We start from the raw sequence: 9,006 nt of genomic DNA, 5'->3' as shown, positions 1-9,006 counted from the left end.
TTATCCTTTTTAGGTATTGAAAAAGTACAGGGTTTTCGTTGTAGGCAGCTAAAAAAGTTAGGATGAAAGGGTTGACTATTGGTAGAAAAACCAAGGGATAAAATATCCGACTAGCAACTCGCTCCCATACCCATTCCTCCTGTCTCCTGTCTCCTGACTCCTACCCTACTCTGAATCGCAGTCGCATTTAGTAACACAATTTAGAGGTTCCCATTCTCTAATTGAAAGGTATATTTACCGAATAATTAATAATTAAATAATTCGCCTTTAAAGTCTCCCCAATAAAGGGAAAAAAATTTATTTTTTTCCTTTTAGTCAATCCTCTCCCTTTTAGGGAGAGGTAATTATCCATTATCCATTAATGAACGCCTTTAAATCGAGAATAAGAACAAGCTTTGCTTGTTGTTTTTTACCTAATTACTTAACCCAACAACCCTTCAAAATCGTCATTAGAAGACTTTTTATCTCCTGCTAAAGAATCTAGATCCGCTTCATCTAAATTCAAATCATCTCCATCCAGGTCAAGATCCAAGTCTCCTAAATCATCAGAAGATAAATCATCTCCTAAATCAAGGTCTATATCACCAATTTCATCCGAGGAATCTTTACCAAATAGGTCTACATCATCATCACCAAGCTCGTCCAATCCTGACTCATCCAACTTAGCCGATGTATCCTCAAATGGATCGGGAATATCTTCTGCCAGAAAATCAGAGCTATCCTCGCCCTGCTCAAGAACGTCAGAACCATTCCCATCTAAATCTCCAAGGTCAATGTTATCCAAATCATCATCTACCTCCGACTCAGAATCTAGTCCCATATCCAAATCATCATCTGCCTCCGACTCAGAATCTAATCCTATATCCAAATCATCATCTGCCTCCGACTCAGAATCTAACCCTATATCCAAATCATCATCTGCCTCCGACTCAGAATCTAATCCAATATCCAAATCATCATCAGCTTCCGACTCAGAATCTAATCCAATATCCAAATCATCATCAGCTTCCGACTCAGAATCTAATCCAATATCCAAATCATCATCAGCTTCCGACTCAGAATCTAAGTCCAAATCATCATCTACTTCCAAGTCAGAATCAACTTGCATATCCAACTCATCTGCTGCCGACTCTATATCTAAGTCCAAATCATCATCCGTTTCAGACTCAGCATCTAATTCCATAGACAAACCATCGTCACTTTCCAGTTCCAAGTCTGACTCACTTTGGTCATCACCAGACAAATCATCCGAATCTTGATCCAATCCTGCCGCCAATGCTACTCCTCCAGCTATAGCAGCAGCTCCAGTAATTGCAGCAGCAGCAGAAGTACCTAAATCATTAGAATCTTCAATTGTATCTGGCATAAGTGGTTGATCTGCTCCTGGTGACTCCTGAGCATCTTCACCTCTTTTATCCATAGGTGTCGAGCCATCTAAAGAAGAAGCTGGTTTTTCGCCTATGGCAATATCAGGGTCAAAATTTAACTCCAAGACCTCTACTAAACTATCTGCATCGGCCTTAAGTTTAGAGAAAGGCAACATTAATGCTTCTAATTCTGGTTCCAGGGCATTGAGAATTCCCAGGATAAGGTATGACACAGGTCTCCTCCCTCCATCAGGAGTTTGGACTGTATTTTGTTCTGTCATGTGGAGTATTAACCAAGGGCGATTTTTTTGGTAATACTCTAACCATTTTTGTTTTAGGGACGTTGATAATTGTTTAAAGAAAACCATAATCTTTATATTCCTTATCCTGAGATTTGCTCAATCTTATTAAACCATCATCAGGTCGAGCTTCTCATCCTCTGACATAACTTGAGGTTTACTAGGATTTAAGTAGAAATCAGATAGTAGGGTGAACAAATCACGATCTGGAGATTCATTGGGTACTACTCCTTCTGGGAGAGCCAAAATTTGGTCAGCAATATTTAGATAATAATTACAGACATATTCGAGAGAAGGATCGCTTTCGGCCATTTCAAATAATGTTTTGCCTTTGACACGGGAAACTCGAATATCTTCAATGAGTGGCAGAACTTCTAGGACTGGCATTGGTACAGCTTCTACATATTTATTAATCAAATCCCGTTTGGATGTACGGTTTCCTATTAGGCCAGCTAAACGCAGAGGATGGGTACGAGCTTTTTCTCGCACAGAGGCGGCAATACGGTTAGCTGCAAATAGGGCATCAAAGCCATTATCTGTGACAATCATGCAGTAGTCGGAATAGTTGAGTGGAGCTGCAAAACCACCACAAACTACGTCGCCCAATACATCAAATAGGATTACGTCGTATTCGTCAAAGGCGTTTAATTCTTTGAGTAGTTTTACTGTTTCGCCCACAACGTAGCCACCACAACCTGCTCCAGCGGGAGGTCCACCTGCTTCTACACAGTCTACACCACCATAGCCTTTATAGATGACGTCTTCTGGCCAAATGTCTTCATAATGGTAGTCTTTTTCTTGCAACGTGTCAATAATTGTGGGGATGAGAAATCCTGTGAGGGTAAATGTGCTGTCGTGTTTTGGGTCACAACCGATTTGTAGAACTTTTTTACCACGTTTGGCTAAGGCAACTGAGATATTGCAGCTTGTTGTAGATTTGCCAATTCCACCTTTTCCGTATACTGAAAGTTTCACTTTTTTCTCCTAATAATATTTAGAATTTAGAATTTAGAATTCTGAATTTAGAAGTAATCTATGACTGATTTTTAGCATTTATTTATTAATGTCCACACTCTATTTATGTAATGCTATAAACCTATTTTTTTTGCTTCTCAATGGAATTATTGTCTAATTTCAGTACAAAAAAAAGGGGTTCAAAATTTATAAACTCGTTTAAAAGTAATTATTTAGTTTTAATTTTTTATAAAATTTATTTTTTGAAATATTAGTAATAATTAGTCTTAATTTTGTAATTATTAATACTTTTATTTAATTTTCTTTATATAAATAGTTACAATATTAAAAAATATCTAAACTAGCTTAATATCTAAAATAAATTTTGCTGCCGAAATTTAATTTATCAGAGACTTTGAGACTATTATTTATATCAGGTTGAATCTGATTATTGAGTTATAAGGTTCTAGTAAATTCAATTATTAAAGTGAATATTCAATCAAGGTTAATTTTTATAACAAAAAGTTTTGATCAGCTCAAGTAGAGACATTTTCGCTTCTACAAAACTTTAGACATCTGAATTTTAAATTCAAAATTCAAAATTCAAAATTCAAAATTCAAAGTGATCGCTACAACAAATCTCAATTCAAAATTCAAAATTCAAAATTCTAGGTGTGTCAGTCTACTACAAAACGTCAGACAATAGAAAAAACTGATTGACGCCTTCTGAGTATATTAGAGCGATCGCTACAACAAAAAGGGATTACTTTATTCAAAATTCAAAATTCAAAATTCCAAGCGATCGCTACAACAAAAAGAGATTACTTTATTCAGAATTCAAAATTCAAAATTCCAAGCGATCGCTACAACAAAAAGGGATTACTTTATTCAAAATTCAAAATTCAAAATTCAAAATTCAAAATTCTATTAGAATGGTCTAACAATTACACTGAAATAAAATCCAGAATCTTGAGCATTATTGCCACGATCATCTATGTGTACCAAAGGGAAACCATAGTCCAAACGGAGATCCACCTCTGGCACAGGTTGCCAAATCAAACCTATTCCAGCTCCGGCCAAAAATCTGTCGTCTGGTAAAAAATCATTATTAGGATTACTACCATCATTCCAAACAGCCCCAATATCTATAAAAGGAGTAAACTGTATCAATGGCAAACCAGACTCATCCCGATAAACCGTAATCCTATCCTCAATAGAAAATCGAAAACCATTATCTCCAGACCTAACATTCTGACGATAGCCCCGTAACGACAAAGCACCACCAATAATAAATTGTTGATATGGCAACACAGCAGTAGAGGACAACTGCAAATCTCCCTGGACAATCAATAAATGATTATTACTTAATCTTTGTACCCTTTGTACTTGGCCTAGCCAACTAAAGAAATGTCCATCAGGTTCTGGATCTTCCCTGACAGTAGCATCAAATAAACCAGTACCAATATTGAATTGCGATCGCAAAGCCCAAGCACCTAGTGGGTCTCGACGGATATAATCTTGTCCCAACCTAATTACAGTAGTGCTATTAATAGCATCCTCATCCGAAGTAGGGTCAAACTCTGTGAGACTCATATCGTCAAAAAGAGTCTCTGTACGCTGATAAGTCAAACCAACAGAGAAAGCAAATTCTTGTCTGGGATTTCTAAATATAGGTTGACGGTAACTAAACTCATATACATCTGTTGTGCCACTAATATCTAAACCTTCAAAATCAATCTCATTACCGTTGGGTGCTGCTCTTACCTGCAAAGTACCATTCATGGCATTAATCGGCAAATTATAAATAATGTCAAAAACATCTGATTCATCATCAAACAGTCTAGTCGTGTTATAAGATGCGACAAAAAAATCACCCCGCCCAGTTAAGTTGCGATGTAGGGCAGTCCAACCAGTTCGTTCTGAACCCACCGTCGGAGGAGAATAGTTATCAGCATTCATACTTAACTCCAAAGGGTTTGTTTCTGTGACACGAACAATGAGAATACTCTCCCCTGGTGTGTCACTAGCTCGCAAACTAGCTTCAATATTTTCAAATAAAGGATTAGCTCGAAGTAACCGTAGTTGATTTTCTAGCCTAGCGGTGTCCAATGGCTTTCTTACTCCAAGTCGTATCCGACTTTCTATATAGGAATTGTGTAATCTTTTTGTGCCTTCAATTTCGATTTCTCCCAAAACGCCCTCTACGACTTCAATTCTAACTACACCTTCGGTAATAGTTTGGGCAGGTAAAATTGCTCTAGAGGTAATATAGCCACGTTCTAGATAGATTTCGGTAATTTTATCTGCTACTTGTCTAAGTTCTAATAGAGTGACTAAACGTCCTTCTAATGGCCCAACAAGGGTATTAATTTCTTCTGGGGTTAAAATTGTACTTCCATTTATTAAAATTCTTTGGACAGGAATTTGTTGAGTTGGTTCATCTGGGAGAGGTTGGGATGGTGGTGGTTTTTGTAGTTCTTCTTCTTTGGGGGTTTCTGGTGAGTCAGGTTGAGGAAGGGGTTGGAGAAAGCGATCGCGATTTGGATCTGGTCTGGGATTTTCTGGTGGTCTTGGTGGGTTTATTGGAGTATTTTGGGCATAAGTGGGTTGACTGGGAATTAAACTATCAAAAGTGTCAAAAGTTTCGGGGAGATTAAGTTTTTTATTCCCTTCTAACTCTTTCAAAGGGGGGTAGGGGGAATGCCTTTTCTCTTCTGCTTTCTTTAAAGTTTGAGTTGATGTTTGTATTTGTGTAATATCTTTTTCTTGAGGATAAGTTTTTGAACCTGCGATTAATTTTATCCCTCTTCTTTTTTTTAATTGAGATATTAAAGTTTTAGGGTTAATTTTTTTCTTTTCTTCTGCCTCTTTCCTTCTGTCTTCTGCCTTTTTTTTGGGAGTTAATTCTGATGTAAATTTAGATTTTTTAAATAATGAAATCTTGTTTTTATTAGGGGTTAGTGAGGTCTTATTCAAGAATTTATCCACATCTGTAGTTTTGGATATGGCTTGATTACCTAATAGGCAAATAATTATAAATGTAGTAGGGATTAATGTAATAATTTTCAACATTGTAATAGTTGTTATCCAGGTATTGTTATTTCAGTTATAGCGCTACTTGAATAGGGAATAGGGAATAGGGAACAGAGAACAGTAGCTTATCAAAAGGTTTCAGGATTTATAATTGTCCTAACCTTTGTTTCGACTGCTATATCAGTTATCAGTTATTAGTACCTCTACCTGTTTGCGAGCATGAACCGGAAAGTCAGAAGCTTGAAATATTGAATCGAATATTTCTATTGGTGAATGGAATTACAAAAATTATTTATGGATAAATTTGGGGAAAATCCAATGGTATTGGGTGAAAAATTCTCCCCTGCTCCCCCTCTGGCAAATACCAAGAATGAAACAGCTCTGCCTTTCAAGGGGAGGCTTGAGACCTTATTTTTTTGTCAACTTTACTTACCGAAAAAAAGATAACTTATAGTTCTTAAAATTATGGAATAAAACCCGAAAAAAATCAATATTTTTAGATATAAAATTACTGTAATATCCGCATCATTTTCCTCTAGATTGATTCAGAAGAAACTTATTTAGTAACTATTTAGCTATTAGCTAGTGTCCTGGGTATTCAATAATTAATAATTAACAATTAATAATTAATAATTACCGAAACAATTAAACAATTAGGGTTTGCTGAAAAAGTATTTTTGCTGTTTATAGTAGTCAGTAGGTAGGGACGTTGCATAACAAAAATGCGTTTCATGTCGCGCCAGCGAAACGTCCGTACGTAGTCAGGAGAAATGGGAATGAGCGAGGATATAGTTGGAAAAATTGTCCCTCAATTTTTCTGCCATAATCATCCCAAAATAGTAGCTTTTTGAGCTTTTACCGCCAAAAAGTTGGTACTTTTTAAGGACTCAAAAATGCTAGAACATTTACCTGTCAATACTTTTATATTTAATCAGCAAGCCCCAATTAAACAATTAAATAATTAGATAATTCAGGTTTAAAGCCTCCGCAATAAAGAGGAAAAAGCGGTTAAGGGATGGATGGGTTACCTAACCATATCCAATCAACCAAGAGAAATAAATTTTTTCCTTTTAGTCAATCCTCTCCCTTTTAGGGAAAGGTAATTATCCATTATCCATTATCCATTATTGAACTCTTCTTAAAAGAGATAAGATTGGTTAAAAAGGAAATTTTTTTTCTTTTGTTTCCTTGCTTATGACAGACTTTAAACCTTGATTTTTTGGTAACTAAGTTTTTTATCTCGCGCAGGGAAAGAGCTATTGCTTTTGATGCCCGATAAAAGCTTTATGAATTTAGCCAAAATTAAATCCTACTATAAAAGTCTGCTCTTATTGCTGAGAGCTAAATGCTTACAAATATAAGTTTTTTCTGAAGCATTAGCACAAATACCTTGATTTTGTCAATAATAGTAGAAAACCAATACCCAAAAGGTTCCCTGAAAATATTTCTTCTGAATTTAACATGAATTTTGAATCATCTGAGAGTACCCAAAAACAAAGTTATGGGCCACGGACTATTAGACCAATTGGAGTAGCTTCACTGCATAGTATTACCTTTTCTAGAGAGACTCTCTATGCTATTGACAAAAACCGTGGTTTTCTGCTAGAGATTAATCCAAAAACAGATAATACAACAGTTATTAATCCTTATCAGACTGATGAATTTACTGATGTTACAGGTATTTCTATCTGGAAAGATACTCTTTGGTTGACATGGGAAAATAAAATTTATTTCTGTCAGAATGCTATCGGTAATTCATCAGAGGGACGTTTAAAATGGCAACATTTTTTCACCTTACCTTATGCTGCTGATGGAATTGCTGTTTGGGAATCAACTGTTTATGTAACTTGTCAAAAATTAGGTAAAATTGTAGTTTTTGATAAAAATACTAAAGAACAAATTACAGGGTTTTATGCTCCAGGAATAGGGTTTGAAAATATTACAGTTCAGAATGAAGAATTATGGGTTTGCGATCGCGAAGAGCAAACTGTTTATTGTTTAGAAAGAGGAACTGGTAAAGTTAAATTTAGCGTATTGACTCCTTTTGAATCTCCAACTGGGTTAGCATTTTATCGCAACTTCACCACAGGAGAACGACAACTTTATGTTGCTTATTCTGGGGATGAACTTTACATTAGAGATGATCCTAATTCTGAAAAACAGTATGAATTAAGTAAGCGCGATCGCACGTTTATACATCCCCTTTATTTTTATTACAATGAACAGGAAAAATATGCTCTTTCTAATGGTTTTTTAATTGAGATGTCTTATGTTGAAGAATTAGAACCATTAGATGAAATATTTTTAGAAGATTTAGAATGGCGTATTGCTTTACCTTCAGAAACTCATCGCCAAAAAGTTAGAGAAATTTCTCCTATAGGAATGCCTTTTACTGAAGAAATTCAAGATGGTCAAAAAGTTGCTGTTTTTCGGTTTCAACCACTGCGTCAAACTGAAAGGCGGATATTTGGTTGGAAAGCTTTATTAGAAGTCAGGGCAATTAAGTATCAAATTCAACCTTTTAATGTAGAAAATATTCCTAAAATGTCACCAGATTTTCAAGAAAAATATCTGGTAGATAATGATAATTTGGCAATGGATAAAGAGATAGTTATTCGAGCTGCAAAAGATGCTGTTTGGAGAGAATCTAATCTATTACGTCAACTTCTCAAGATTCGTAATTATGTCTATGACCAACTTTCTTATGGAGTAACAGCTAAGATTGATACTCCCGATATTGTGTTGGAAAGAGGTATTGGTTCTTGTGGAGAATATGTAGGATTACTGTTAGCTTTGGCACGATTAAATGGCATTGCTTGTCGTACAGTAGGTCGGTATAAATGTCCGGCTTTTGCTGATAGAAAAGGTGTGCCTTTAGAGCCAGAATTTAATCATGTATGGTTAGAATTTTATCTACCTGGTTTTGGTTGGGTGCCGATGGAGTCAAATCCTGATGATTTACAAGAAGGTGGTCCTTATCCGTTAAGGTTTTTTATGGGGTTGGCTTGGTATCATGTAGAAATTGGTAAGGGAATTAAGTTTGAAATGATTAAGAATAAAGGAGTTGCTGTTAATAAGGAAGAAGTTTCAATTGGTAATTTGGCAATCAATCATGTCAGGTTTACAATTTTAGAAGAATTACCAAATAATTAATAATTAATAATTAATAATTAATAATTAATAATTAACGGTACTTTGATATTTTTCGAGCGCGAAAATGCCTTCAAAGCTACCAAATAATTAATAATTAATAATTAATAATTAATAATTAAATAATTTAGGTTAAAAGCCTCCCCTTGAAAAGAGAAAAAGCGGTGGTTATAATTAATAAATCGGAAGGAATTGGTCACTCC

The 9,006-nt window shown here is 35.4% G+C and carries 5 protein-coding genes; 2 read left to right on the top strand and 3 right to left on the bottom strand.

What is annotated here, in order from left to right:
* Positions 1-421 precede the first annotated feature (421 nt).
* Entirely contained in the window at positions 422-1,735 is a 1,314-nt protein-coding gene (locus F6K40_RS36425) for a DUF5331 domain-containing protein (protein WP_293143932.1), read from the bottom strand.
* Positions 1,736-1,774: 39 nt separating this feature from the next.
* Positions 1,775-2,641 (bottom strand): ferredoxin:protochlorophyllide reductase (ATP-dependent) iron-sulfur ATP-binding protein, encoded by an 867-nt coding sequence (gene bchL, locus F6K40_RS36420; protein WP_293143929.1) that lies wholly within the window; start codon positions 2,639-2,641, stop codon positions 1,775-1,777.
* A 695-nt stretch (positions 2,642-3,336) separates the two neighbouring features.
* Between bchL and F6K40_RS36415 the strand changes: the two genes are divergently transcribed.
* Positions 3,337-3,561, top strand: coding sequence for a hypothetical protein (locus F6K40_RS36415; protein WP_293143926.1), 225 nt, complete (start codon positions 3,337-3,339; stop codon positions 3,559-3,561).
* Here the strand turns inward: F6K40_RS36415 and F6K40_RS36410 are convergent.
* Positions 3,548-5,692, bottom strand: coding sequence for a ShlB/FhaC/HecB family hemolysin secretion/activation protein (locus F6K40_RS36410; RefSeq protein WP_293143923.1), 2,145 nt, complete (start codon positions 5,690-5,692; stop codon positions 3,548-3,550). The two genes, F6K40_RS36415 and F6K40_RS36410, sit on opposite strands and share 14 nt — an antisense overlap.
* Before the next feature lie 1,422 nt (positions 5,693-7,114).
* On the opposite strand from F6K40_RS36410, the gene F6K40_RS36405 reads away from it, so the two are divergent.
* Positions 7,115-8,806 carry a transglutaminase domain-containing protein gene (locus tag F6K40_RS36405; RefSeq protein WP_293143920.1) on the top strand — a complete coding sequence of 564 codons (1,692 nt, stop codon included), beginning with the start codon at positions 7,115-7,117 and terminating at the stop codon, positions 8,804-8,806.
* Positions 8,807-9,006 lie beyond the last annotated feature (200 nt).

The sequence above is a fragment of the Okeania sp. SIO3I5 genome, from assembly GCF_010672085.1.
Classification (GTDB): Bacteria; Cyanobacteriota; Cyanobacteriia; order Cyanobacteriales; family Microcoleaceae; genus Trichodesmium.
This window is presented reverse-complemented; position numbering and strand designations above follow the sequence as displayed.

Bases quoted from the DNA above. Each gene is read 5' to 3' on its own strand.
- F6K40_RS36425 (WP_293143932.1), bottom strand. From the start codon at position 1,735: ATGGTTTTCTTTAAACAATTATCAACGTCCCTAAAACAAAAATGGTTA.
- F6K40_RS36410 (WP_293143923.1), bottom strand. From the start codon at position 5,692: ATGTTGAAAATTATTACATTAATCCCTACTACATTTATAATTATTTGC.
- F6K40_RS36405 (WP_293143920.1), top strand. From the start codon at position 7,115: ATGAATTTTGAATCATCTGAGAGTACCCAAAAACAAAGTTATGGGCCA.